At 43.2% G+C, this 25421-nt stretch carries 24 protein-coding genes; 5 read left to right on the forward strand and 19 right to left on the reverse strand.

Annotation, left to right across the window (positions count from 1 at the left end; genetic code table 11):
* The first annotated feature begins 40 nt into the window (after positions 1–40).
* The gene (locus VJY63_RS04135; RefSeq protein WP_324048488.1) at positions 41–574 is read left to right on the forward strand and encodes a YaeQ family protein; all 534 of its coding nucleotides are present in this window, start codon (positions 41–43) and stop codon (positions 572–574) included.
* 10 nt (positions 575–584) lie between these two features.
* Here VJY63_RS04135 and dcd read toward each other — a convergent pair whose 3' ends face one another.
* Complete coding sequence (gene dcd / locus VJY63_RS04140; protein ID WP_324048489.1) at positions 585–1151, reverse strand: dCTP deaminase; 567 nt, start codon at positions 1149–1151, stop codon at positions 585–587.
* Positions 1152–1280: 129 nt separating this feature from the next.
* Between dcd and xthA the strand changes: the two genes are divergently transcribed.
* Entirely contained in the window at positions 1281–2096 is an 816-nt protein-coding gene (gene xthA, locus VJY63_RS04145) for an exodeoxyribonuclease III (protein ID WP_324048490.1), read from the forward strand.
* An 8-nt stretch (positions 2097–2104) separates the two neighbouring features.
* On the opposite strand, the gene VJY63_RS04150 is transcribed toward xthA, so the two are convergent.
* The 16 genes from VJY63_RS04150 to VJY63_RS04225 all read right to left on the reverse strand — a co-directional run bounded on the left by VJY63_RS04150 (position 2105) and on the right by VJY63_RS04225 (position 18894).
* Positions 2105–2665 carry a YqiA/YcfP family alpha/beta fold hydrolase gene (locus VJY63_RS04150; protein WP_324048491.1) on the reverse strand — a complete coding sequence of 187 codons (561 nt, stop codon included), beginning with the start codon at positions 2663–2665 and terminating at the stop codon, positions 2105–2107.
* A gap of 4 nt (positions 2666–2669) precedes the next feature.
* Entirely contained in the window at positions 2670–3437 is a 768-nt protein-coding gene (locus VJY63_RS04155) for an SDR family oxidoreductase (protein ID WP_324048492.1), read from the reverse strand.
* On the reverse strand, positions 3437–4054 hold the full coding sequence (gene thrH, locus VJY63_RS04160) for a bifunctional phosphoserine phosphatase/homoserine phosphotransferase ThrH (protein ID WP_324048493.1): 618 nt from the start codon (positions 4052–4054) through the stop codon (positions 3437–3439). The genes VJY63_RS04155 and thrH overlap by 1 nt, the downstream gene beginning before the upstream one ends.
* A gap of 74 nt (positions 4055–4128) precedes the next feature.
* A complete protein-coding gene (gene cysB / locus VJY63_RS04165) occupies positions 4129–5100 on the reverse strand; it encodes an HTH-type transcriptional regulator CysB (protein WP_324048494.1) in 972 nt (323 codons plus the stop codon).
* Between the two features lie 75 nt (positions 5101–5175).
* Positions 5176–7107 (reverse strand): adenylate/guanylate cyclase domain-containing protein, encoded by a 1932-nt coding sequence (locus VJY63_RS04170; protein ID WP_324048495.1) that lies wholly within the window; start codon positions 7105–7107, stop codon positions 5176–5178.
* On the reverse strand, positions 7095–7871 hold the full coding sequence (locus tag VJY63_RS04175) for a FecR family protein (protein WP_324048496.1): 777 nt from the start codon (positions 7869–7871) through the stop codon (positions 7095–7097). The genes VJY63_RS04170 and VJY63_RS04175 overlap by 13 nt, the downstream gene beginning before the upstream one ends.
* A gap of 154 nt (positions 7872–8025) precedes the next feature.
* The gene (locus VJY63_RS04180; protein ID WP_324048497.1) at positions 8026–9018 is read right to left on the reverse strand and encodes a branched-chain amino acid ABC transporter permease; all 993 of its coding nucleotides are present in this window, start codon (positions 9016–9018) and stop codon (positions 8026–8028) included.
* A gap of 3 nt (positions 9019–9021) precedes the next feature.
* Positions 9022–9909, reverse strand: a complete 888-nt coding sequence (locus VJY63_RS04185) for a branched-chain amino acid ABC transporter permease (RefSeq protein WP_324048498.1) — start codon at positions 9907–9909, stop codon at positions 9022–9024.
* Positions 9910–9985: 76 nt separating this feature from the next.
* A complete protein-coding gene (locus VJY63_RS04190) occupies positions 9986–11197 on the reverse strand; it encodes an ABC transporter substrate-binding protein (RefSeq protein WP_324048499.1) in 1212 nt (403 codons plus the stop codon).
* A 49-nt stretch (positions 11198–11246) separates the two neighbouring features.
* Positions 11247–11957 carry an ABC transporter ATP-binding protein gene (locus tag VJY63_RS04195; protein WP_324048500.1) on the reverse strand — a complete coding sequence of 237 codons (711 nt, stop codon included), beginning with the start codon at positions 11955–11957 and terminating at the stop codon, positions 11247–11249.
* Positions 11954–12730 (reverse strand): ABC transporter ATP-binding protein, encoded by a 777-nt coding sequence (locus VJY63_RS04200; RefSeq protein ID WP_324048501.1) that lies wholly within the window; start codon positions 12728–12730, stop codon positions 11954–11956. The genes VJY63_RS04195 and VJY63_RS04200 overlap by 4 nt, the downstream gene beginning before the upstream one ends.
* A gap of 157 nt (positions 12731–12887) precedes the next feature.
* Positions 12888–14780 (reverse strand): propionyl-CoA synthetase, encoded by a 1893-nt coding sequence (locus VJY63_RS04205; protein ID WP_324048502.1) that lies wholly within the window; start codon positions 14778–14780, stop codon positions 12888–12890.
* 91 nt (positions 14781–14871) lie between these two features.
* Entirely contained in the window at positions 14872–15756 is an 885-nt protein-coding gene (gene mmsB, locus VJY63_RS04210) for a 3-hydroxyisobutyrate dehydrogenase (RefSeq protein ID WP_324048503.1), read from the reverse strand.
* Between the two features lie 60 nt (positions 15757–15816).
* The gene (locus VJY63_RS04215; protein ID WP_324048504.1) at positions 15817–16938 is read right to left on the reverse strand and encodes an enoyl-CoA hydratase/isomerase family protein; all 1122 of its coding nucleotides are present in this window, start codon (positions 16936–16938) and stop codon (positions 15817–15819) included.
* 10 nt (positions 16939–16948) lie between these two features.
* A complete protein-coding gene (locus tag VJY63_RS04220) occupies positions 16949–17728 on the reverse strand; it encodes an enoyl-CoA hydratase (protein WP_324048505.1) in 780 nt (259 codons plus the stop codon).
* Positions 17728–18894, reverse strand: a complete 1167-nt coding sequence (locus VJY63_RS04225; protein WP_324048506.1) for an acyl-CoA dehydrogenase family protein — start codon at positions 18892–18894, stop codon at positions 17728–17730. The genes VJY63_RS04220 and VJY63_RS04225 overlap by 1 nt, the downstream gene beginning before the upstream one ends.
* A gap of 158 nt (positions 18895–19052) precedes the next feature.
* On the opposite strand from VJY63_RS04225, the gene VJY63_RS04230 reads away from it, so the two are divergent.
* The 3 genes from VJY63_RS04230 to VJY63_RS04240 all read left to right on the forward strand — a co-directional run bounded on the left by VJY63_RS04230 (position 19053) and on the right by VJY63_RS04240 (position 22246).
* Positions 19053–19934, forward strand: coding sequence for an AraC family transcriptional regulator (locus tag VJY63_RS04230; RefSeq protein WP_324048507.1), 882 nt, complete (start codon positions 19053–19055; stop codon positions 19932–19934).
* A 93-nt stretch (positions 19935–20027) separates the two neighbouring features.
* Positions 20028–20486, forward strand: coding sequence for a MerR family DNA-binding transcriptional regulator (locus VJY63_RS04235; protein ID WP_324048508.1), 459 nt, complete (start codon positions 20028–20030; stop codon positions 20484–20486).
* A gap of 80 nt (positions 20487–20566) precedes the next feature.
* On the forward strand, positions 20567–22246 hold the full coding sequence (locus VJY63_RS04240) for an AMP-binding protein (protein WP_324048509.1): 1680 nt from the start codon (positions 20567–20569) through the stop codon (positions 22244–22246).
* Between the two features lie 63 nt (positions 22247–22309).
* Here VJY63_RS04240 and VJY63_RS04245 read toward each other — a convergent pair whose 3' ends face one another.
* Entirely contained in the window at positions 22310–23959 is a 1650-nt protein-coding gene (locus VJY63_RS04245; protein WP_324048510.1) for a PAS domain-containing methyl-accepting chemotaxis protein, read from the reverse strand.
* Between the two features lie 278 nt (positions 23960–24237).
* On the reverse strand, positions 24238–25419 hold the full coding sequence (locus tag VJY63_RS04250) for an O-succinylhomoserine sulfhydrylase (protein ID WP_324048511.1): 1182 nt from the start codon (positions 25417–25419) through the stop codon (positions 24238–24240).
* Positions 25420–25421: the final 2 nt, after the last annotated feature.

Raw genomic sequence — 25421 nt, forward strand, 5'->3', positions numbered from 1 at the left:
TTAGTTACAATCTGTGGCTGACCTACTTGAGACTACACTTATGGCTACTAAGCCAACCATCTATAAATTGAATATCGCTATTTCTGATTTTAATCGTAATTATTATGATTCTATTCAGCTGACCGTTGCCTTACATCCTTCAGAAACAGTAGAAAGAATGATGGCTAGAATCATTGCCTATTGCTTAAATTCTCAAGAAAACATGGCTTTTTCCAAAGGACTTGCAGCAGTCGAAGAACCCGACATTTGGGTAAAAAGCCTTGATGACCAAATTAAACTGTGGATTGACATGGGCGAGCCAATACCCGACCGTGTAAAAAAATCCAGCCGCCTTGCTCCCGCTGTTAAAGTGTATAGTTTTAACAGCAAATCCAATACTTGGTGGGAACAAAATAAAAGCAAAATGCAGCCATTTAACAACGTACAGTTTTACCAATTTGATTGGAGCCAAATGCAAGTGTTAGCAAGTTTTGTAGAACGCACAATGGATTGGTCCATCAGCATCAGCGGCGACAGCGCTTACATAGCCGCTGAAGGAAAAGAATGCGAGCTGACGGTGAGAGAACTGGTTTAATTAACAAAACCTAAGCTTTTGGCAAGGTCACGCCTTCTTGCCCTTGGTATTTGCCGTTGCGGTCTTTATACGAAACATCACACACCTGATCGCCACCAAAAAACAGCATTTGTGCGATGCCTTCGTTGGCATAAATCACGGCTGGCAAGGTAGTCGTATTAGAAAATTCCAACGTCACATAACCTTCCCATTCAGGTTCTAGCGGTGTGACGTTAACAATAATACCGCAGCGGGCGTAGGTACTTTTACCCAAGCAGACTACCAACACATCACGCGGAATTTTAAAACGTTCAACCGTACGCGCCAAAGCAAACGAGTTAGGCGGAATAATGCAGCGATCACCTTTAAATTCAACAAAATTCTTTTCATCAAATTTTTTAGGATCAACGATGGTCGAGTTAATGTTGGTAAAAATCTTAAATTCATCGGCGCAACGCACATCATAGCCATAGCTTGAAGTGCCGTAAGAAATAATTTTCTCGCCATCGGCTTCACGCACTTGACCTTTTTCAAAAGGTACAATCATACCCTGCTCTTGCGACATACGGCGAATCCAATGATCCGATTTAATACTCATAAAAAGCCCCCAAGCTGTGCCAAATTAGGTGTTGAAAAAAACCCAGCCATTCTAACAGATTAAAAATGTTAAAATCGCCCTAGCCTGCCCACTAAGGGTTGAAATTTTTTGAACGGAAACACCGCTACAATGAAAATTATTAGTTTTAATATCAATAGTTTACGTGCTCGCCCTCACCAAATGGAAGCACTTATCGCTGCTGACCAGCCTGAAATTATTGCCCTACAAGAAACCAAAGTGAATGACCCTGACTTTCCGCTTGCGCTGGTGCAGTCTTGGGGCTATCACGTCGAATACCACGGTCAAAAAGGTCACTATGGCGTAGCTACGCTTTCTAAACAGCCACCGTTAAACGTTAAAAAAGGCTTTATTAGCGATGATGAAACGTCACAAAAGCGCCTAATTACCACCCAGCACCTATGTTCAGACGGTGAAACAATTACCGTAATTAATGGTTATTTTCCACAAGGTGAAAATATTAAGCATGAAATTAAATTCCCTGCTAAACGTCAGTTTTATAATGATTTACAAGCCATGCTAGAAACTGACTACACGCCTCAACAGCGAGTGTTGTTAGTGGGTGATATGAACATTTCTTCAACTGATTTAGACATTGGCATTGGTGATAAAAATCGCAAACGTTGGCTGCAAACCGGCAAAACCAGCTTTCAGCCAGAAGAACGTGAATGGATGGAACGCCTTATGGCTTGGGGATTTACCGACAGCTACCGTGAACAAAACCCTACTAGTAATGAATTATTTAGCTGGTTTGATTACCGCAGCAAAGGTTTTGAAGATGCACCCAAGCGTGGTTTAAGAATTGATTTGCTATTAGCCAGTGAAGGCTTAGCGCCTTTTTGCGTAGCTACAGGCATTGATTATGAAATCCGTGGCATGGAAAAACCCTCTGACCATGCGCCAGTTTGGAGTAAGTTTAAGTTTTAAAAAAACATTTAAACTTTAAGAAAATCGGTAATGGTTTTTAAGTGTTTATCAAAGCCAGTAAAACCATGATTTCCACCTTCTTCAAGGATTTGCTTTGCCGCCGGGTAGTGAGTCACTGCTTGGCGGTAATCTAACAGTTCATCGCCAGTTTGTACCATTAACAAACAGCGTTTTGTCGGCGGTTGTACAACCTTAAACTTTAACAAGCTAGCGGTGTGCTGGGCATTCCATTCATAACGGCTTGAATCATGGAAGTTAACGCCCTGACCGATTGCTCGCTCTAAAGTGACGTAAGGCTCGACCGAAGGGTTAACTAACACATAAGGCAAGTCGTAGTGATTAGCCAACCAAGTGGCATAAAACCCGCCCAAAGACGAACCGACCAAACCTACTGGCTCATATTTTTGCATTGCTTCAATAATAGCTTGCAGGGTTTCTATCGCTAGTTCTGGAATATTCGGTAAAGAAGGTGCCATAAAGCTAATGCCTTGTTCGTGACACCAGCTTTTTAACAGCCGAGCTTTATCACCCCGACCGCTTGAACCAAAACCATGAATAAATAACAGCATTGTTTTAGTCTTCCATGCTTTGTGGGCGAATAAGCAGTTCGCTTACATCAACATGAGCAGGTTGCGATACTGCATAAAAAATAGCTTCAGCAATGTCTTCAGGCTGTAGTAACAGACTAGGATCAGCATAAAGGTTATCTTTGACAGCATTACGAATTTTGTCGTGCTTAATGGAATCAGGCAATTCAGTCGCTACCGAACCTGGCTGAATGTCTGTTACACGCACGCCATAACGTATCGCTTCTTTACGCAGCGTGTCGGAAATAGCCCTAACTGCGTGTTTAGTACCAGCATAAACACCAGCGCTTTGAAAGGTGATGCGAGCAGCCACTGAGCTAATATTAACGATATGCCCTTGTTTGCGTTCAACCATGCCAGAATAAACTGCATGAATCGCATAAAGCACACCTTTAATATTCACGTCTATCATCTGCTCCCACTCATCAACCCGACCCGAGAGTATTGGGCTAATGGGCATGGTGCCAGCATTGTTAACGAGTAGATCAACACCGCCCTGAGCAGCAAGGCGTTCGCCCACTGCCGCCATCGCCGCACGATCCGACACATCGACCGGCTCTAAAACCACTTCGACACCCGTGGCTTTTAATTCAGTAGCCAAGGCTTCTAAGCGATCAACACGGCGGGCAGACAAAACTAGGTTCATGCCCGCAGCGGCTAAACGGCGTGCTGTGGCTTCACCGATACCAGAGCTAGCACCGGTAATCCAAGCTTTTTTACCTAATAACGTTTTGTTTAATAACGGGCTGGTCATTACAAAGCCAACTCACGAACACTGGCGTTAATAAAGGCTTTTTTCAGGTCTTCAAAGGTTTGTACTGCCGGAAACTGTGGAAATTCTTCAATCACATTTTGTGGTGCATGAAAAAGAATACCCTGTTCAGCTTGCGCCAGCATAGTGGTGTCGTTATAAGAATCACCCGCAGCAATAACACGGTAATTTAATAGCTGTAAAGCTCTAACACTTTGGCGCTTAGGGTCACGCTGACGTAGTTTGTAATCAGTCACACGGCCATTAGCATCCACTTCTAGTTTGTGGCACAACAAGGTTGGAAAGCCTAGCTGACGCATTAATGGCTGAGAAAACTCATAAAAAGTATCAGATAAAATAATGACTTGAAAACGTGCCCTTAACCAATTTACAAAATCAATTGCACCCGGTAGTGGCTCTAACTCAGCAATAACAGCTTGAATGTCCGGCAATTTTAAATTGTGCTCATCTAAAATACGCAAACGCTGACGCATTAACACATCGTAATCAGGAATATCACGCGTGGTTGCTTTAAGTTCATCAATGCCAGTCTTTTCAGCAAAAGCAATCCAAATTTCGGGTACCAAAACCCCTTCTAGGTCTAAACAAGCTAATTCCATAACAATCCTTAAACAGTCGTAGGGTGAAAGATAAAATAAAGGTTTAATTATCAGCGTTTAATTATAAAGGTTTATCAACGCTTAGGCAGCTCTAGCTTAACAAACATCTGTTCAATTTCTTGTTTATTCGCCGCAACTAAAGCTTTATCAAGGGTGTCTTTATCTAAATGCGCGGCTAGTTTTTCTATAAAATGATATAGATAGCCACGCATAAAAGTACCTTTACGGATGCCTAAGCGAGTAATGCTGGGTTCAAATAAATGGCTAGCGTCAATAACCACCAAATCATCGTCACGTACATCAGCCGCCATGTGTGCAACAATCCCCACACCAACGCCTAAACGCACATAGGTTTTAATTACATCTGAGTCAGCAGCCGTAAAGACAATTTTAGGCGCTAATCCTGCATTCGCAAAGGCTTCATCGACCTTGGCTCGCCCCGTAAAACCATTGATATAAGTCACCAACGGATAGTCTGCAAGCGTTTCTAAGGTTAGTTTTTTCTGCTGCGCTAAAGGGTGACTTTTTGGCACTAGAATGCAACGATTCCATTGGTAACAAGGCAGGGTGACTAAATCATTCGTATTGGCAATGGATTCAGTAGCAATCGCAAGGTCTGCTTCGCCTTCAGCAACCATTTGAGCAATTTGTGGTGGCGTACCTTGCTTTAAACTGAGTGTAACATCAGGGTATTTTTCCATAAATTGTTGAATAACGGCGGGTAAAATATAACGGGCTTGCGTATGAGTGGTTGCTAAAACTAAGCTGCCACGGCGCTCGTTGCTGAATTCAAATGCCACTTTTTTAATGTTTTCTGCGGTTTTTAAAATTTCACCGGCCATATTAATCACCGCTTGCCCAGCGGGTGTAATGCGCGTTAAGTGCTTACCGCTTCGCACAAAAATTTCAATGCCTAATTCATCTTCCAACAGGCGGATCTGCTTACTTACCCCTGGTTGAGACGTAAACATATTTTGTGCTGTAGCTGACACATTCAAATTATTATGCGCTACTTCCCAAATGTACCGTAATTGCTGCAACTTCATGGCAAACGCTCCAACCAAATAAAGGTTATAAGAAACAGATTATAAATTACCTTTAAGAATATAGAGAAATGCTTTTTAGAGCAAGAGACCTAGTTCAATCATTTTACGCCAATCTAAAATCCATGCATTTTGGGCTTGCGACTTACCTTTTAACTCTAGGCCAGTTACAGGATAACAAGGCAACCTATCTTTGACTGCCGCAAAGGTTTTTTCGCCAATAAGAATATCTACGGTTTCACAGGGCTTAACTTCTCCTGCTTGCTTGGCAACTTGCCATTCAAGATTTACTTCTTTGGTAACGCTTTCTAACCTTGCTGCCGTGTTTACTGCATCACCTATCGCGGTATAGTTAAAACGGTTAGCAGCACCAATATTACCAACTACAGCCTCGCCGGTATTAATGCCTATACCCATTCTTAAGTAATGAGGATCATCCACCGAATAGGGTAGATTAAAAGCATCTAAGGCTTGCATCATACCGGCAGCTGCTAAACAAGCATGGTAGGCGTGGTCTTCATCTTTTAAAGGCGCATTAAATAAAGCCATTACAGCATCACCTATTAACTTATCTAAGGTGCCGTTATAACAATGCACCTGATCAATCATTAATCCAAAATAACGATTTAAATGGCTGACTAAATCTTCAGTGGTTAATAGTTCAGTAGTTGGAGTAAAACCTCTTAAATCACTAAACAGCACACTTAATTGCTGACGCTTACCACCTAGCTGTAGTTCAGCTCCTTGGGCTACTAAAGTATCCACTAAGGCTGGTGCAATATAACTACTAAAAGCTGTACGCAAATAAGCTGTTTCTATCCGATTAACTATAAATAGCCACAATTCGCCCACCAGAACAGCTGCTAGTAAAAATAACAGCGGATAAAAAACTTCTAACCATAAATTAAAAAATAAATAACCGCTTACTCCTACACCATAAACAGCCAAGCCTAAGATTAAAGACAACAGCAAACGCAGCCAAGGTAAGCTGAGTTGCCAAATTAACGATAAAAATAATAAGATCACTAACAAGCTTGCCAACAGTGCCCAGCCTGTTATATCTGTTAAGAAACTGTTATCCAGCAGGTTAGCTAAAAAGGTAAGGTGCACTAATGGCCCAGCAAGCTGACCTATGGGTGTCGCACGTAAATCGGTTACCCCTGCTTCACTTACACCTACTAACACCCAGCGATCTGCAAGTAATTGTGGATCCCAAGTTGGCTGCATCAGCTCAGCAAAGGTAACTCTTTGCCAAGCATCTTCTGGATAAAAGTTAAGGCGTGCTTGAGATTTTTTATCTATAGGCAACTTTTGTTTACCTAAAACTGCCAATTGCTCTACAAGCTGTAGATCTTCATAACGTCCTAAACGCCACATTTGTACCCCTAAGTTAGGTAACACTGCATCTTGTAACCAAAAAGCCAGTGGGTAATGACGAAATTTTTGGTCAGCATCGGGCGCTATATTAAGAGCTGCCAAAAAAGGTAAGGCTTCACGCAAGATAGGTATAGGTAATTCAGCTCGCTCAGTATCAATGAGCTGGGGGTTATCAATTTGCATCAAAGAGGAATGTAGAATTTGACTATAAGCTACTTCATCGAGTTCTTTAGCCTGAGGGCCATTTAAAAAGACACCCCCAATCACTGACAAACTTTCAAGTACCTTAGCTAACTCTTGATCTTGCTCTAGATCTGTTGGTTCTGAAAACAACATATCTAAGCCTATTACATCTGCAGCTTCTAAACCTTTCAAGCCTTGTGCGATTAAATCTCGCGACCAAGGCCAACGGCCAAAAGCTTGAATACTGGTGTTTTCTATTTCTAAAAAAACCAATTTGTTTGAAGGCTTACGCTTATTCCAATCAAAATAACTATCACTGAGTGCACTGGCTAAAGATTGCACCATAACAGGTGGTTTTAAGGTTAATAAAAAAACCAACCCTAGTAGGCAAAGTGCTAATAGATAAATGCCTTGTTTTTTTAACAGGCTTGTCCAGTTTATTGCAACCATGACGTAAGCTGCTGCTGTAGTTTTTCAACCGTTTTGCTAATAGGCACATCTACTGCTTCTGGCTTTACACTGTCACCACTTAAAGTAAGCTGCCGACCAGCTTTTAAGTCCACACCCGCTACATAAGCTTGAAACTCAGCCATTTGCTGTTCTTTATAGTCATTAAAAGCTTGGTTAAGATCACTTTTATATTTAGTAAAAGACTTTTGTTGATATTCACTGTATTCCTGAAAGCTCATTTCAGAAACAGGTTTGGTGCGATAATAAGCCATCTCTTGACCATCCTGTCGCTCAACTGCAACCGAACCCTTAAATAAAGCCACATCATTACGCTCAGTTTGACTGCTAACTAAAAACTCAGTGCCTTTAACGCCTATAACAATTAAAGGGGTTTTAGCAATAAACCTATGTCCTTCACGCTGGGAAATTTGAAATAAAGCGGCTCCTTCAGCTAAAGATAAACTGTCAACATCTAACACCTCTAAACGGCTGTTTTCTGCTAACACCACTTCTCCACCCACATGAGCAATAAGTGCTTGTGCTTTAGAAACGGTTTGCACTAGATCACCCGTGCAAAGCGCATAAGGCAATTCAGGATTACGCACAGGAAAAGGAGAGTTAACTTTAACTAGCTGAACCTGACCTTCCATTCGCTTTAATGAAGCATAAGAGTCACAGGTTTGGGTGGCTGCTAAACCTAAAGATGAATAGATAAAGACTAATAATAAAAAAGCTATAGATAAAAAACGCTGATGCATTTTCATTGATTTTAACTCTGCAAATATAGTTTATTATTTGGCGTATGTTACTACATGCTGCAGTTGATGTGATTATAAATAAAAAAGACCTGCTAGTTACCTAGCAGGTCAAACAAGGGCACAGAGAAGTTACCCACAGAGCCACATAAAAGCTTAAATCTTATTTAAAGTTTTTCTTTGCAAATTTTTGAATTTCGCCCACGATGCCTGCACGAAATGCCATTACACAGGCAACAAATACTAAACCTAAGATGACGTTAACCCAATCACCCAAGGCACTTTGTGCTAATTGGTGTGTTAGCGTTAGTACAAAGGTAGCGCCAACAATGGGGCCAACTAAAGTACCTACACCGCCAACCAGAGTCATTAGGATAACTTCACCTGACATGTGCCAATGCGCATCGTTCAAAGAGGCTAACTGGAAGACCACTGTTTTAGTGGAGCCAGCTAAACCCGCCAAACCCGCTGAGATAACAAAAGCCACTAATTTATAAGCATCTACGTTGTATCCTAGCGAAGTTGCGCGAGGTTCGTTTTCACGTATAGCTTTTAACACCTGACCAAAAGGCGAATGAATGGTGCGCTGAATTAGCATAAAACCTATTAAGAACACCGCTAGTACAAAATAGTACATAGACAGGTTGTTTTCTAAGTCTATAAAGCCAAACAGGTGACCACGAGGCACGCCCTGCATTCCATCTTCACCGCCAGTAAAGTCTGCCTGTAGGTAGAAGAAGAACACTAGTTGCGCCAGCGCTAGGGTAATCATTGCAAAATAAATACCCTGACGACGAATCGACAAGAGACCAAAGAAAGTACCCAGAATAATGGCGGCTAAAGTACCGACAAGAATACCCACTTCAGGTGTTACCGCATGCTGGCTAAGTAGGTAACCAGTAAAGTAACCACCGGTTGCCAAGAAAGCAGCGTGTCCAAAAGACAGCAGCCCTGTATAACCAAGCACTAGATTAAAAGCACAAGCAAAGAGCGCAAAACACAGAATTTTCATTAGAAAAACTGGGTAAGCAAGGAAAGGAGCAACCAGTGCAATAGCCAGCAAAACAACGTAAATCATCACACGACGGCGTTTAATGGCTTGTTGCGTTTTTTGTGCTGAACTTACTCTAGCTTTTTTAATTTCAGTACTAGCCATGGTCTATGCCTCCTTACCAAATAGTCCTGCTGGGCGCAGCAGTAGTACAAATATCATTACTAAGAAAATTACCGTATTCGATGCCTCTGGGTAATAAACTTTGGTGAGTCCTTCAACAATACCCATTGCTAAGCCGGTAATAATTGCGCCCATAATAGAGCCCATACCACCAATAACCACCACTGCAAATACCACAATTAATAAGTTAGCACCCATACCTGGAGCAACTGAGTAGATAGGTGCAGCTAATACGCCGGCAAAGGCGGCCAGTGCCACACCAAAACCATAAGTTAAAGTAACTAACAAGGGTACGTTAATACCAAAAGCTTGCATGATTGCAGGATTTTCAGTACCTGCTCGTAAGTAACCACCCAGCTTAGTTTTTTCAATTAAAAACCAAACGGCAATACAAACAACCAACGCAATAGCAACAATCCAACCACGGTAATAGGGTAGGAACATAAAGCCTAGATTAACACCACCACTAAGCTCGCTGGGTACTGGATAGCGATTCCCAGAAACACCAAACAAATTAGTAAATAAACCTTGGATAATCAGTGCTAAACCAAAAGTAAGTAGCAAACCATAAATATGGTCAATATGCGTAATACGACGTAATAAGTAACGTTCTATTAATGCACCAATAGTACCCACAATAATGGGTGCTAAAAACAAAGCAGCCCAATAGTTAATACCGAGTAAATTTAATAGTAGATAAGCGGCAAAAGCCCCCAGCATATACTGGGCACCATGCGCAAAATTGATTATCTTGAGCAGGCCAAAAATAATTGCTAACCCAAGGCTCAAAAGAGCATAAAAAGCGCCGTTAATCAGACCTAGCAACAGCTGACCGAAAAATGCGGCTGCAGGCACTCCAAATATCATGGTCATCTGCGTACCATCCTTTAACAAAATTCTTATTTATAAAGCGGGGTCAGAAGGACCCCGCTAATCTATTTCTAATGACTTATTTTTTTACCAAAGAGCAGTTGCTCTCTGATAATGGACGGAAAGCACTATCGGCTGGAATGGTACGAATAATCTTGTATAGATCCCAAGGGTTCTTAGATTCAGCAGGCGTTTTAACTTGGGCTAGGTACATATCGTGCACCATACGGCCATCTTCACGGATGTAGCCACCCTTAGTGAACATGTCGTTAACCTTGTTTTTAGCCATTTCAGCGCGAACTATTTTGGCATTGTCACTACCTGTTGTTTCTACTGCTTTTAGGTAATGCATGGTGCTTGAGTAAATACCGGCATGAACCATACTTGGGCGAGCGTTAGTACGCTTATAGAAGTCATCTGACCAAGCACGCGCTTCTTTGTCTTTATCCCAGTACCAACCGGTTACTAGCTGAATACCTTGCGCAGTTTTTACACCCAAAGCGTGAACGTCAGTAAGGAAGAAAAGTAGAGCAGCAACAGTTTGACCCGATTGCGCTAAGCCAAATTCACCTGCGGTAATGACCGAGTTAACGGTATCGCCACCGGCGTTAGCAAAACCAACCACCTGAGCGCCTGAAGCCTGTGCTTGTAAGATATAAGAAGAGAAGTCACTAGTGGCGAGTGGGTGACGAACCGTGCCTACAATTTTGCCGCCTTCGCGTTCAACAACGGTACGCACGTCACTTTCAAGAGAGTGACCAAACGCATAGTCAGCAGTCACGATAAACCAATTTTTGCCACCTTCAGCAACGATGGCCGAGGCTGTTGAGTTAGCTAATGGGTAAGTATCGTAAGCCCAGTGAATGTGGTTAGGAGAACAATGTTCGTTGGTAATACTTGAAGCAGCAGAACCATTAACAAGACCAATCGCATCTGAACCATTCAACACTTTAGTCGCTGCGATAGTTACGGAGGAAGCAACTAAACCTGCAACCATGTCAACCTTGTCGCTATCCAACCACTGACGAACAGTACTTGAAGCTACGTCTGGGCTATTACGGTCATCCGCATTCATTACAACGATTTTTTTACCTTTAACCGTACCGCCAAAGTCTTCAACGGCCATACGCAAGGCTTCTAAACCATTAGGGCCAGCTAGATCGCGGTAGGTACCCGACATATCTGCTAGATAACCAATACGCACTTCATTATCGGTGATTGCTGCCTGAGCAGCTCCTGCGGTCATTGCGGTTGCCACTGCTGCGGTTAATACTTTTTTTATTAGTTTCATGCTTAATACCCCATTGCCTTATTGGCTTTTGTTGTTGTTTTTAATTGAATCAAACACCCAAATAGGTGTTAAGTATGTCTTGTTTGCTGTCTAATTCATCCTTTTTAATTTCTTCAACAATTTGACCGTGCTCCATTAAATAATGGCGGTCGGCAATCGGTGCTGCAAAACGAAAATTCTGCTCAACCAATAAAATAGTTAAACCTTTTTCTTTAAGCTGCATTAATACTTCGGCTAGTTTTTGTACGATAACAGGGGCTAAGCCTTCCGTTATTTCGTCTAGCAACAACATATTAGCACCCGTGCGTAAAATACGCGCTAAAGCCAACATTTGCTGTTCACCACCTGAAAGACGCGTACCCACACTTTTACGACGCTCGTAAAGGTTAGGGAACATCGCATAGATTTCATCCAGTGACATACCACCGCTGCGGACGGTTGGTGGTAACAATAAATTTTCTTCTACGTTAAGGCTTGAAAAAATAGCACGCTCTTCTGGGCAATAACCAACACCTAAACGCGCAATATGGTGCGGTGCAGTGTTAATGGTTTCGTTACCATTAATCATAATCGAACCCGTACGGCGGCTGACCATATTCATAATGGATTTTAATGTAGTGCTGCGACCCGAACCATTACGACCTAACAAGGTAACTAACTCACCTCGGTTTATATGCAAATCTAAACCGTGCAAAATGTGTGATTCGCCGTAATAAGAGTGAAGATCAGTAATACGCAGCTGCTCATAAGCCTTACTCATGCTTCTTCCTCCTGATGCTGATCCGCTTCAGTACCCATGTAAGCTTCCCGCACTTGAGGGTTAGCCGACACAGTCGCGTAATCACCTTCAGCAATTACAGCACCACGCGCCAAAACAGTGACTTGATTACACAAGGTGCTAACAACACGCAAGTTATGCTCAACCATCAGAATAGTACGCCCTACTGCTGCTTTACGAATAAGCTCCGTCACACGATCAACGTCTTCCAAACCCATACCTTGGGTTGGTTCATCTAGCAGCATAATGGTAGGTTCCATTGCCAGTGTCGTGGCTAATTCAAGCGCACGCTTACGACCATAAGGCAGCTCAATAGTTACATTATCAGCATATTCATCTAAACCCACCGACTCTAACAATTCCATTGCACGGTCATTTAATTGGTTTAAAACTTTTTCACTTTTCCAAAAATGAAAAGAGTTACCCATTGGGCGCTGTAAAGCAACACGCACGTTTTCTAACACAGTCATGTGCGGGAAAACTGCCGAAATCTGGAACGAACGCACCACACCCAAACGCGCAATTTCACTTGACTTCATTTTAACGATGGATTTACCACGGTATAAAATATCGCCACGCGTAACAGGCAGGTATTTAGTAAGCAGGTTGAAAAGCGTGGTTTTACCTGCACCGTTAGGGCCGATAAGCGCATGAATACTGCCTTCTTTCACTTGCAGGTTAACCGAGTCAACAGCAGTGAAGCCGCGAAACTCTTTAGTCAGACCTCGCGTTTCTAACACGAACTCCTGGCTCATTGTAAATCCTCTTGCTGTGGGTTTAACCCTGTTATTTTTATACCAGCTAACTTTAGAGCTTGTAGAACTGATTTTTTATGACCTTGACGTAAACGTAAACCATAAACACCATTCCTACAAGCTCTGTTTTAGATTTTTTTGCGATTTTTAACTTAAATTACGTTTTAGTTATGCCTGCCGCTTTTAATGATGCGCTAATCTCTGGAAGAATGGATAAATCATCAATGGTTGAAGGCGGTGCATAATCTTCACCTTCAGCAATTTTACGCAAAATAGCACGTAAAATTTTACCGGAACGTGTTTTAGGCAAACGATCAACCACTAACGCTTTTTGAAAACAGGCTAATGCCCCTATTTTCTCACGCACTAAAGCAATTAGCTGTTTTTCTAACTCAGCAGGCTCAATTTTAACGCCATCTTTAAGTAGAATAAGACCTATTGGCAACTGACCTTTTAGATCATCAGAAACCGCAATCACTGCACATTCAGCAACCGCTGGGTGAGTGGCAACCACTTCTTCCATTTCGCCGGTCGATAAACGGTGTCCAGAGACATTAATGACATCATCGGTACGGCCCATAATGTACACAAAACCGTCTTTGTCGATATAACCACCATCACCCGTGTGGTAATAACCCTTAAAAGTTTGCAAGTAAGAGCTTAGGTAACGCTGATGATCGCCCCAAAGTGTTTGTGCCACACCCGGTGGTAAAGGCAGCTTAATAACAATAGAACCCATTTCATCCGGCGCAGCTTGCGAACCATCCACACGCAATACCTGCACGTTATAACCCGGCACGCCTTGGTTAGTAGACCCCATGCGTACATCACTCTCACCCATACCCGTTAAGGGCGCAGTTACAGGCCAGCCTGTTTCTGTTTGCCACCAGTGGTCAAACACTGGCTTTTGCGACATTTCACGCAACCAATGGTAGGTAGGTGAATCGAGTTTTTCTCCTGCCACAAAAATGTGTTTTAGTGAAGAGACATCGTATTGACGGAACAACTCACCTTCTGGATCTTCTTTACGAATAGCACGAAAAGCAGTAGGCGCACAGAAGATACCGTTCACGCCATATTCCTGAATCACTCGCCATAATGCACCAGCATCAGGGGTACGCACAGGCTTACCTTCATAAAATACGGTTGTACAACCACCGATTAACGGGCCATACATAATAAACGAGTGACCAACCACCCAACCAATATCAGAAATACCCCACCAAACATCGCCTTCTTGCATATTGTAAATATTACGCAGGGCAAAGTTTAATGCTACAGCATAACTGCCATTATCACGCAGTACACCCTTGGGCTTACCTGTCGTGCCCGAGGTATACATAATGTACAAGGGGTCAGTAGCAGCCATCGGTTCACAATCTGCTGGCTGTACATCTTTTTGAATTGCGTACCAATCTAAATCACGCCCAGCAATCATTTCTGCTTTAACTTCAGGGCGTTGCAACATAATGACCTTTTCAGGCTTATGCGTTGCTTGCTCAATCGCTACATCAACCAATGGTTTGTATTCAATGATTTTAGTGAATTCGATACCACAAGAAGCCGATAAAACAATTTTTGGTTTGGAATCATCAATCCGCACACCCAATTCATGGGCAGCAAAGCCTCCAAAAACAACCGAGTGAATCGCACCAATGCGCGAACAAGCCAACATAGCAATACCGGCTTCTGGCACCATTGGCATATAAATCACCACGCCATCACCTTTGCCTATACCCTGCGCTTTTAGTGCGCCAGCAAACAAAGCAACGGCATCTAAGAGTTCTTTGTAGGTATAGGTTTTTTTGGTGTTGGTAACGGGTGAGTCATAAATTAACGCAATGCGGTCGCCTTTACCGGCAGCAACGTGACGATCCAGCGCTAAAAAGCAGGTGTTCAATTCACCATCGGCATACCAAGTATGTGTGCCGTCTGAATTTTCTTGCAAAATTTGGGTCGGTTTTTTGTACCAATCAAGCTGATCGGCCTGCTCTGCCCAAAACTCACTTGGGTTTTGAAGGGCACGCGCACGCGCTTCTTGTGCTTGCATAATAAGACCTCATGTCTGTTTATTTTTATGGTGAGGCAAAGCAGGGTAAGTAACGCTACCCTGCTTCTAATTCTAATTCATCAACGATAGACTATTCAGCAAACATCTGTTGAATGCTAGAAAAATCTAATCCGCCATTACCCTTTTGAGCATGCAATGCAAACAAGTTACGCGCCAAAGAACCCATCGGAATGGATGACTTGCTGCTAAGGGCTGTTTCCCAAGCTAAACCTAAGTCTTTAGCCATTAAATCAACCTGGAAACCGCCTTGATAGCCATTGGAAGCGGGCACACCTTCCATTACACCCGGCCAAGGATTATAAACATTCAACACCCAGTTAGCACCTGAGCTTTGCTTCATAATCTCTGATAATACCGCTGGGTCTAAACCATTTTTAGCGCCTAACGCTAATGCTTCTGTCGTGCCCGCCATTAAAATAGAAAGCAGCATATTATTACAAGCTTTAGCAACTTGACCCGCACCCGCTTCACCGGCGTGAAAAATATTCTTGCCCATATTTTCTAATAATGGTTTAGCCTGAGCAAAATCGTCAGCGCTGCCGCCTACAATAAAGCTAAGCGTGCCAGCGGTTGCGCCGCCCACACCACCAGAAACTGGCGCATCAATAAACTTAATGCCTTTTTCTAGTGCCGCTTTACTCACTTGGCGCGAAGTTTCAGCAGCAATGGTGGACGAATCAATAACCAAAGTACCCGCAGGCAACTGGCTGAACAAACCCGCTTCACCTAGGTATAAACCGGCAACGTGTTGGCTAGCTGGTAGCATAGAAACAACCACTTCAGCACCAACCACTGCTTCTGCCGCTGAACTTGCAGCTGTACCACCTGCTGCTGCTAAGGCTTTTAGTGCTTCAGCGCTTAAATCAAAACCTGTGACTGTATGGCCTGCTTTAACTAGGTTGTGAGCCATAGGGCCGCCCATGTTACCCAAACCTATAAATGCGACTTTACTCATAAACTAACTCCATCTTGTTTTTTATTTTAAATAGCTTTTTTATAATTAGCTGTCTTTTATTTAAAGCGCTTGTAACGGGCTTTCTGACCAAAGCGGTTCAAAGAAGCTGTCAATCCACTGCTGCTCAACGGCATCAACCGTCGCGTAATGCCAGCGTGGGTTTTTGTCTTTATCAATAAGCAAGGCACGAATACCTTCGGCAAATTCACCTTTTAAACTGGCTTGCACTGAAAGGTTTAATTCCTGCTGGAACACTTCACGCAAAGAGGCATGGCGAGTACGGCGTAGCTGCTCTTGAATCAGCAACATGGCCGTAGGCGAACCAGCAGCTAAACTACTGGCCGCACGTTGCAACCACTTGTCTTCGCCAGCATAGGCGGCAATTTTCTTAGCCCTTTCTAAATCAGAATCGGCATCGGTCAGCTGCTGAATTTCGGTAAAATGTGCTTCAACCTGCGCTGCGGGTAAGGCGGCTTGGCTAGCGGTTTCAAACTCACGCAAGACATGGCTAACAGTACGGAAGTCATCTTCGCCCCAAGGCGCTTCTTCTAACGCAGCCAGCACTTTATTACGCTGTTCATGGGTAATAAAACGGTCTGCCAAGCCAACAAACAAGGCATCGGCCGCATTAAAGTGCGCACCGGTTAAGCCTAAAAACAAACCACAACGCCCAGGCATACGGTTTAAGAACCAGCTACCGCCTACGTCTGGGTAAAGACCGATAGTGATTTCTGGCATGGCTAGGCGTGAAGTTTCTGTTACCACACGAAAAGCCGCACCGGCAAACAAGCCCATACCACCGCCCATGACTATGCCGTTACCCCAAACAATCAAAGGTTTTGGGTAGGTATGAATTAAATAGTCGAGCTTATATTCCGTAGTAAAAAAGTTCTCTGCGTAAGGGTTTTCTTTAGCAGGATCGGTGCCGCCTGTGTATTCAGTCATCGAACGGTAAAGCGCAACGATATCGCCACCGGCACAAAAGGCTTTATCGCCAGTGCCTTCCAGCCAAACCGCCGCTATCTGTGCATTGCTTGCCCAGCTTTCAAACTTGGCTAACAGCTGGTCAATCATTTCTAATGACAAGGCATTTAATGCACGGGGCGCATTTAATGTTGCTACACCAATTTTCTGGCCATTATTCAGCGGCAACTCGCTAAAGAGTACGGGTAGATCACTCATACACTGCTCCTCAGCGGTTTTTCCATTGGGCAGTACGCTTCTCTAGGAAAGCCTGTACACCTTCTTTTTGATCTTCGGTATCGAATAGATCAACAAACAACTCACGCTCTAAACGCCAACCTTGTTCGTGGCTGCTAGATTCACGTGAATGCATAACCAGCTGCTTGCAAGACGCAATGGAGGAAGGTGACTGTTGGCAAGCCATTTCAGCTAGCTCTAACGCACGCTCTAAGGCTTTACCCTGAGGAACCACTTCTTCAACTAAACCAATTTCTAGGGCTTTATCGGCTTTAATGCGCTCGCCACATAAAATCAAACGCTTCGCCCAACCTTCGCCCACTATCCAAGGCAGGTTTTGGGTACCGCCAGCGCAGGGCAATAAACCTACTTTTGCTTCAGGCAGTGCCATTTGTGCTTGTTCTTCAGCGACACGTAAGTCGCAAGACAGTGCACATTCCAAACCACCACCCATGGCATAACCATTAATCGCGGCAATAGAAACACCACGGAAGTTGGTTAGCGCTTCAAAAGCTAAACCAAAGTGGCGTGCCATATCACGTGCCACGGCTTTATCGCCATCAGCAAACTTGTTTAAATCAGCGCCAGCAGAGAAAAACTTATCGCCCTGACCCGTTATAACAAGCGCATAAATATCACGGTCTTCGTTTAAACCTTCAACTAGGCTTTTAAGGCCAGATAAAGACTCTTCGTTCCAAGTATTAGCCGGTGGGTTGTTAATAGTAACAACAGCTATGTGGCCACGCTTTTCATATTTTAATAAAGGGGTCATTAGTAGATTGCCTCCAAAACGCCTTCTTCAAGAATGCGACGCGCCACAATTAAACGCATCACCTCATTTGTGCCCTCTAAAATGCGATGTACACGCGTATCACGCAAGTAACGCTCTAGTGGGTAATCACGAATATAACCATAACCGCCATGCAATTGCAGGGCATCATCTATTATTTGGAAACAAGCATCGGTAGCAAAACGCTTGGCCATAGCACAATAAAGTGTAGCTTCTGGGTCGGCTTGGTCAAGTTTAAACGCAGCCAAACGCACCATTTGTCTAGCAGCAGTAAGGTCTGTTGCCATATCAGCAATTTTAAATTGTAGCGCTTGAAAATGTGCCAATTCTTTACCAAATTGCTTGCGTTCATGCATATAGTCACGGGTTAAGGTAATCGCTGCTTGAGCGGCACCCAACGAGCAAGTCGCAATATTAATACGTCCACCGTCCAAACCTTTCATGGCAAACTTAAAGCCTTCACCTTCTTTACCAAGCAAGTTAGCAGCTGGAACTCTTACTTTATCCAAGGTAATTAAGCGTGTAGGTTGACTATTCCAACCTAGTTTGTCTTCGCACTTGCCGTATTCAATACCGGCGGTTTTTGCATCCACAATAAATGCTGAAATACCACGAGCGCCTTCGTCTTGGCTGCCCGTACGTGCCATTACAATTAATATATCGGTACTACCCGCGCCGGAAATAAACATCTTCGAGCCTTCCAGCACATATTCATCGCCTTCTTTTACGGCTTTAGTACGCAGGCTAGCGGCATCTGAGCCAGCGCCGGGTTCAGTTAAGCAGTAGGAACCTAAAAGCTCGCCACTGGCTAGGCGAGGCGCAATGTCATCCGCGACCTTGGCCTGACCAAAGCTTGCTACCATCCAGCTCACCATATTATGAATGGTGATATAAGCAGCGGTAGAAGGACAAGCAGCGGCTAATTCTTCAACAATAACACTGGTGTCTAAACGTGATAAACCCATACCACCGTGGCTTTCAGGCGTATACATACCACAAAAACCCATCTCACCCGCTTCTTTAATCACGTCAACAGGGAAAATATGCTCGGCATCCCATTGGGCGGCGTGGGGTGCCATTTCATTCTGAGCAAAAGCTTTGGCAGCATCACGAAAAGCAACTTGGTCTTCGGTTAAGTTAAAATTCATTAGCATTCCTCTGAGGTTTTTTAATTATTTTTAGCTAGGCCACAAAAAACCAAGCACTCGCTAGGTATTACTAAAAATAACAAGAGTTGACGCTAACGTAAATTGACTAAATTGTGTACAAGATGGATTATATTGCGATCAAGATAAAGGAATTGCTTATGTCACAAACCTCAGATTGGCCGCTTCCTGTTGGTAGTTTGCGCTACATCATTCCACAGCGCTTAATAAAACTATTAGAAAAACACCCACTTACGCGTGAACTTTACCCTGTTTCTTTTGGGCATTATCAAAGGGCTAAAGGTCATACAATGGACAGAAGCCAGCATAAAGACGAACTGCTGATTTATTGCACGGAAGGTGAAGCTGAAATAACGACTGGACAACAGAGCTTTCACCTAATCGCAGGTGATTTACTTTATTTACCGGCTGGTGAACCACATCGCTATGCAACACCCGACCACAACCCTTGGACGATCCATTGGGTGCATTACTCAGGTCCTTTAGCCAGCTATTTTCGTCAATACCTAGGCTTTAATGGCTTAAATCGGCGCATTAACTTAGGACGACAACCACGCTTATTGGTCGACTTTAACGGTTTACTTTCAGTACAAGACAGCGGTTTTCAAGAGCAGCCTTTAATTCATGCCAGCAACCGTTTACGCCAGCTACTTACAGCCTTACCTTTATCGCATAAACGCCCAAAAATTAAGCAGCAAATGGAGTTGAATCTCCCCCAATTACAACAACAAATGCGCGACAACCTTAACACTCGACTTGATTTGGATAGCCTTGCTGCAACAGCAAGATTATCAAGGTATCATTTTATCATGCGTTACAAGCAATTAACCGGCGAAACACCTATTCAGCATTACCTACACATGAAAATTGAACGCGCCTGTTACCTACTCGATACCGGCGAATCAAGCATTAGCAGTATTGCCGAACAACTGGGTTATGAAGATAGTTATTATTTTTCACGGTTATTTAAAAAAGTAATGGGCGTTAGCCCCGGAAATTATCGCCGTGTTAACCGCTATTAAAGAGTGCATTGTTTAAAAAAACAAACATTATCCTTTACGTAAACGTCAACCTTGATTAGAGTTAACAGAATTAGTCTTATGGAAGTATATAAAATGAATAAGCAGGTGAAAGTTCGTACCTTCAGTATTAGCGAGCTAGCCAAAGAGTTTGATGTAACCACGCGAACTATTCGCTTTTATGAGCAACAAGGTTTGCTGAATCCTGCACGTCAGGGCCAAACCCGCATTTACAGTGCTCAAGACCGTGTCAGGCTAATGCTTACCCTACGTGGTAAGCGTTTAGGTTTTAGCTTGGCCGAAAGTAAAGAATTATTTGATATGCACGACTCAACGGCGCAAGGTAATGAAAAGCAGCTATTGTATATGCTGGATATTTTGTCAAAAAAACAAGCCGATATGCGCCAACAACTCAGTGATATTCAACGCTTGCAAGAAGAATTAAACATTGCAGAAGTACGCTGCCAAGATGCATTAAGCAAAGTGCGGTTAAGGGATCAAAAAAAAAATTCAGACAAACAACAATTAATACAAGAACAACGAAGAGTAGGGTAATAAATAACAAGTAGTACCCCAAGTTCTTACCCTACTGTTCAAAACCAACACACAACAAAGATAACATTAGAGGTGGGTTTATGAGCAAGACGCTAAGCTATGTCAGCGGTATCAGTGATCGTCCTTTACTAGGAATGACCATTGGCGATCTTTTCGATCAAACCGTTGCCAGCTTTCCCAATAATGATGCATTAATTTCGCGTCATCAGAACCTTCGTTACACCTACATCCAACTACAGCAAGAAGTTAACCGCTGTGCGCGTGGGCTTTTAAAAATGGGCGTAACCAAAGGTGAGCGAGTCGGTATCTGGTCGCCAAACAATGCTCAGTGGTGCATTACTCAGTTAGCGACAGCAAAAATTGGTGCTATTCTGGTTAACATTAACCCTAGCTATCGCACCCATGAATTAGCCTATGCACTCAAGCATTCAGGTACAAATACACTGATTCTTGAAGGTAAATTTAAGCATTCTCACTACGCTAATATGATTTGTGAGCTAGTGCCAGAACTCAACACCAGCATACCCAATAAGCTTAACAGCGAAAAACTACCCGACCTGAAGCGAGTCATTTGTTTAAACGATGATTTAGCCGCTGAAGGTATGTACACTTGGTCAGACTTAATGGCGATGTACGATCAAGTGACTGAAGCTGAACTTAATGCCATTCAAGCTACACTACAGTTTGATGACCCCATTAATATTCAGTACACCTCTGGCACAACCGGCGCACCTAAAGGCGCTACGCTCTCTCACCACAATATTTTGAACAATGGTTATTTTGTGGCAGAAGGCATGGATTTAACCGACCAAGACCGCGTTGTTATTCCTGTACCACTTTATCACTGCTTTGGCATGGTTATGGGAAACTTGGGTTGCATTACTCACGGTGCAACCATGATTTACCCTTCAGACGGCTTTGATCCTGAAATAACCCTACAAACCGTTGAAGAAGAAAAAGCGACGGCGCTTTATGGCGTTCCAACCATGTTTATCGCCGAGCTAGAACACCCCAACTTTGCTAACTATGACCTTAGGTACCTACGCACAGGTATCATGGCTGGTTCAAATTGCCCCATTGAAGTGATGAAAAAAGTCATCGAAAAGATGAATATGAAAGATGTCACCATCTGCTATGGCATGACTGAAACCAGCCCAGTTAGCTTCCAAACACGTATGGATGCGCCAATTGAAAAACGTGTTTCAACAGTGGGTACTATTCACCCTCATTTAGAAGTAAAACTGGTTAATCCTGAATCAGGTGAAGTTGTTGAGCGCGGTGAAAAAGGTGAGCTATGTACGCGCGGCTACAGCGTTATGCTGAGTTATTGGAACAACGAACAAGCCACCAAAGAATCCATTGTTAATGGCTGGATGCACACCGGCGATTTAGCACAAATGGATGATGAAGGTTATGTTGCCATTACTGGTCGTATTAAAGACTTAATTATTCGTGGTGGAGAAAACATTTATCCACGTGAATTAGAAGAATTCTTCTATACCCATCCAGCCATTTCTGATGTTCAGGTCATTGGTATTCCAGACCAGAAATACGGTGAAGAAGTCATGGCATGGATTAAAGTTCACGAAGGTAAAACCCTTAACGAAGAAGAACTTAAAGCTTTTTGTGCAGGAAAAATTGCCCACTATAAAGTGCCACGCTACTTTAAATTTACGCAAGAATTCCCGATGACAGTCACGGGTAAAATTCAAAAATTTAAAATGCGTGATTTAAGCATTGAAGAATTAGGTATACGTTAATTAATAAAAAAACGGGGCTTATGCCCCGTTTTTTCTTTTATTACTAACATAACGATTAATGACTCAACCGCGATACACCTTAAACTGACGACGAAGGTCATTAAGTATTGTGGTTGTTGCTTGCACCTGTTGACTGGCTACCAAAGACTGAGCCGCTTGAGCTGAGTTGGCTTCTGCCAAACGCGCAATCCCTTCAACAGTTTCAGCCACTTCCCGCGCAGCCAGAGCCTGCTCTTGTAAAATAGCTTGAATGTCTTGCGTTGCAAGCACTACTTTTTGCGTTTCACTTTCAATTTCAGCAACCGAGTGACCTGCACGTTCAGCCTTACTAACACCTTCACTTACTTGCTTAACACTGGATTGCATTTCTGCAACCGCCTCATCAGTACGCTTTTGAATCTGCTCAACCATATCAGAAATTTCACCCGTAGCCTGCTGAGTACGGCTAGCAAGCTGACGCACTTCATCAGCAACCACCGCAAAACCACGCCCATGCTCACCGGCACGCGCTGCTTCAATAGCAGCGTTCAATGCTAAAAGGTTGGTTTGATCGGCAATTTCACGAATCGTCGAAACAATTTGACCAATATTGTTAGAAAGCATCTCAAGTTGTTGTAGTTTTTCAGCTGAGTTTTTCACGGTATCAGCAATGGTGGCTATTTCACGGGTACTGGCATAAACCGCTTCAGCACCATAACGCGACACATCACCTGCTTTATTAGAGGCAGCATGAGCAACCGTGGCGCTATGGCCAATTTGTTCAACTGAAGCACTTAACTCTTCCAAGGCGGCCGCCATACTGGCTGAAGCAGTAGATTGCTCAACGGCACCTTTTTCTGTTTCATGGCTTGCTGCCAACATATCTTCAGCTGCATTACTTAAAAATTTAGTAGATTGGTTCATTTGAAAAACAATTTCAAACAAGCGGTTACGCATAATTTGTACAGCATTAAAAACACTACCAATTTCGTCGTCTTTACCCATAGGCGCATCACCGACAAGGTTGCCTGAACCTATTTCTAAAGTGACTCTTTTTAGGTAATTAAGACGCGTTGTTTGCTGATGCATAATGATGTACTGCCAAATAAAAGCGACAAAACCACCACCAAATAAAAGTTTTAATATAGGTAGTAGTGCCTGCTCTACTTCTTTGTCAGTAATAGTAATAAACTGCCAAATTGTAACTGTTGCCATAATCAATATTAAAAAGAACATTGGCATTAAAGAAGTAGGTGTCAGCTTAATATTTTTATAGTAATGGTTGAGCCGTGCAGCATAACCTGGTAGATGGTAACCGCCTTGTAATTGATCGCGGCTTCCTTCACGCATCCGTTTATAAAGTGCTTCAGCATCGTGTACTTCTTGGTTGGTAGCTTTTAAACGCACACTCATGTAACCGCCATCAGCTAAAGGTGTTGCTGTTGCTTTCACCCAGTAATGATCACCATTTTTACGACGATTTTTTACCATACCTTGCCAAGCACGCCCTTTTTTTAGCGTTGCCCACATATCGCGGAAGGCTTCTGAAGGCATATCAGGGTGGCGAATAATATTATGGGGTTTACCAATTAATTCTTCACGCGTAAATCCTGCATATTCAACAAACTCATCATTCACATAAGTAATCTGACCTTTAGCATCTGTATGAGAAATAATGGCACAGTTATAGCGTACTTCGTATTCTTTTTGCGTCACAGATTGATTATTACGCATAACTAAATGCTCCTAGATCAGTAATAAAGCTATACAAGAACTATACAGCAATAGCAAGCATTCTAGCCTAATACACAGGATGCACAAGTGACTCTTGCTGTTTTTAGCAATTAGTAAAGCAAAAGACTCATCGTAAAGTCAGCCTTAACCTGACAAACAAAGGTTATTAATGCGTTTAATTAAGTAGTGACAAAAGGTCTACTTAATGGGTTGTTGTGTTCAAATAAAATAAGCGCTTTGAATGCAACAACCCATTAAAAAAGCAAGATTAAAAATAACTAACTAGCCATACCACGTGCTAAATCAGCTTTAATGTCTTTAATATCTTCTAAACCAACCGATACTCGAATAAGTCCATCCGCTATTCCAACTTCAGCACGCGCTTCAGGGGTTAATCTGGCATGGGTTGTGGTTGCAGGATGCGTAATAGTCGACTTTGCATCGCCTAAATTACCCGTAATCGACAACATTTGCGTGTTATCAATAACCTTCCAAGCCGCTTCTTTTCCGCCAACCATTTCAAAAGATAATACGCCACCAAAAGCACGCATTTGTTTTTTAGCTAATTCATGCTGCGGGTGACTGGTTAAACCAGCATAGTGAACTTTGGCAACATTAGGCTGCTGCTCTAACCAACTCGCCAATTCTAAAGCGCTAGCAGAGTGTGCATCCATACGCAGGCGCAAGGTTTCTAGGCCTTTCAAAAACACCCAAGCATTAAAAGGGCTCATGCAAGGGCCAGCGGTACGCACCACACCAAAGACTTCAGCCATGTCTTTATCACTGCCCACCACAGCACCACCTATCATCCGGCCTTGGCCGTCTAGGTATTTAGTCGCCGAGTGAACGACGATATCGGCACCTAGCTGTAAAGGCAGTTGTAGCGCAGGCGTACAGAAGCAATTATCGACCACTAGGCGCAAGCCTTTGCTTTTTGCCAAAGCAGACAAAGCGCCTAAGTCCGCAATTTCGCTTAAAGGGTTAGAAGGCGTTTCAACAAAAAGCAGCCGCGTTTTGTCGTTACAAGCCGCTTCCCAAGCCGCTAAGTTTTGTAGCTCCACAAAGTGAGTAGTAATACCAAAACGGTTCATCATGCGGCTAAACAAACCAATGGTGGAACCAAACACACTACGTGAACAAACGATTTCATCGCCTTGCTGCAAAAACGCCATGCAAACCGATAAAATAGCAGCCATACCCGAACTGGTCGCTATCGCACGCTCACCACCTTCTAAAGCAGCTAGGCGATCTTCAAAACAACGCACGGTTGGGTTAGTAAAGCGCGAATAAATATTCTGCTCACCTGTTTCATTAGCAAAGCAATCAGCCGCATGAGCCGCTGATTCAAAAATATAACTGGAGGTCGTAAAAATGGGTTCAGCGTGTTCACGTTCAGCGGTACGCTGCTGGCCGGTACGCAATGCAAGTGTACTTAAACCCCAAGCTGTTTTATCTGTCATGC

Source organism: Marinospirillum sp. (assembly GCF_035271045.1).
Lineage (GTDB): Bacteria > Pseudomonadota > Gammaproteobacteria > Pseudomonadales > Halomonadaceae > Marinospirillum.